Genomic DNA, 1,704 nt, shown 5'->3' with positions numbered 1-1,704 from the left:
GGAATAATAGCGCGTTTTAGATCATTGATATACTCTTGTTTATTTGCAAAAACAGCCGATAAATATACAATGATCGTTAGTTTCGTAAATTCTAATGGTTGTATTCGAATAGGGCCCAGTATAAGCCAACTTTGTGCATTTCCCGCGGTATGTCCAAAAATAAGGACCAAAGCAAGAAGCGTAATTACTGTTACTAATAGGATTTTTAATACTTTTTTTTCTCGATAAATTTTATAGGGAATAAAGGCAGCGACACAGAAAAAGAAGAAGCCTGCTATCAGAGCAAGTTTTTGCTTTTGATAAAAATAATCCCCTTCAACACCGTAACGACTAACCGCCGTTACCATACTAGCACTGTAAACCATGACTAAGCCGATGAGACTTAGAACAATTAAGGCTACAATAAATTTGTAATCATAACATTTTACTATTTTCTTAAACATAAAAACTCCTCGTTCCTTGCAAGTATAAGAATCTTATTTTTATCATAAAACAAAAATTCTTAGTAGATTATATAGAGTAAACAGAACACTCAATAGTATAATAACAGTCCCTCGCGCTTTGTTCTTTCCGACGATATAATCATTTACACCATGCAATATAAAAGATACTGAAACAATCAGAACAGCTATATTGTACCAGTAATCGCTATCAAACAGCCAAGCTATACTCATACAAATAAGCAATACAATCAACGTTGCATTTCGAATTCGATTATCAATAAAAATTTGTGCATATTTCATAAAAATCTCCCACTACTATCTCTTTTATTATATATCGTTACGTTTTATTCTTTCCTCTCCGTCTCACCTTATTAACTTATACACTTCTTAGACGTTCCTGTTTTTAAGATTAATAATCCTATTTCTTCCAAAAAAGTTAGGACATATAGAATGTTTTGGTATATAATAAGTCGTTTTGTATGTTTTAATTATAGACATTCGGATAAAGAAAACAATAAAAAACGAATCCTTTCTTTTTTATGCAGTTAGTTATTATACAGCTAAATTGATTTTAGTACTTTTTGTACCTGATTAAAATATGAAGAGAGACTTATTACTTATTTAGTATTCTCACCCTTAAACGTGAGAAATAAGGAGAATTACTATGTCATTGACCACTACAGATAATTTCTTTCACTTCTTAATACTGGATATTATCCTCAGTTTCCTCCTCCTCTGTTTCATTATTTTTATAGATAAATATTTTAAGAAAAATAAAGATACAAGTGAAGAAAAGAGAAGAAGATATCAGAAGGATTTTATTGCCTTGTTAGCAGTCGGATTAATCGTTTATTTTCTGTAACATACTATACAATAGAGAATGATTAATCACATGGAGGAGCAGAAGCATGATTCGAACAATCGCTATTACACAGGATCTACACGTCAAAGAAGGTATACCTCTTGATCACTTGTCTGATCCTTCAATTAAATGGTTCTGGGTAGACCTTGCCTCTCCATCTGAGGAAGAAGCAAAAGTGTTAGAGACGTTTTTCTACTTTCACCCTTTAGCTATCGAAGATTGTCTTCATTTGTTACAACGTCCTAAACTTGATTATTATGAGGGTTACAGCTTTTTAGTTCTGCATTATTTAAATAGCAACACGTTAGATGTTGAAGAAGTAGACTTGTTTATTGGGGAAAATTATCTTGTGACCTTTCACTTTAAACCGGTACTCAGTATTGAAACAGTACGACAACG

General features: G+C 32.0%; 3 protein-coding genes. 1 reads left to right on the top strand and 2 read right to left on the bottom strand.

The annotated features are described in order from the left end of the window. Together AC0C45_RS29985 and AC0C45_RS29980 are read right to left on the bottom strand one after the other, a co-directional pair. Positions 1-443 (bottom strand): FtsW/RodA/SpoVE family cell cycle protein (locus AC0C45_RS29985; protein ID WP_472929328.1); only part of this gene is annotated, 443 nt, incomplete at its 3' end. A 42-nt stretch (positions 444-485) separates the two neighbouring features. Continuing rightward, positions 486-743: a hypothetical protein gene (locus AC0C45_RS29980; RefSeq protein ID WP_237894517.1), complete on the bottom strand. Its 258-nt coding sequence runs from the start codon at positions 741-743 to the stop codon at positions 486-488. Positions 744-1,351: 608 nt separating this feature from the next. Here AC0C45_RS29980 and AC0C45_RS29975 point away from each other — a divergent pair. Next, the coding region (locus tag AC0C45_RS29975; RefSeq protein WP_472929327.1) for a CorA family divalent cation transporter at positions 1,352-1,704 on the top strand (353 nt) is incomplete at its 3' end.

It is taken from the genome of Priestia sp. VA7, from assembly GCF_055710015.1.
This window is presented reverse-complemented; position numbering and strand designations above follow the sequence as displayed.

Coding starts and splice junctions, on each gene's coding strand:
- AC0C45_RS29980 (WP_237894517.1), bottom strand. CDS start 743: ATGAAATATGCACAAATTTTTATTGATAATCGAATTCGAAATGCAACG.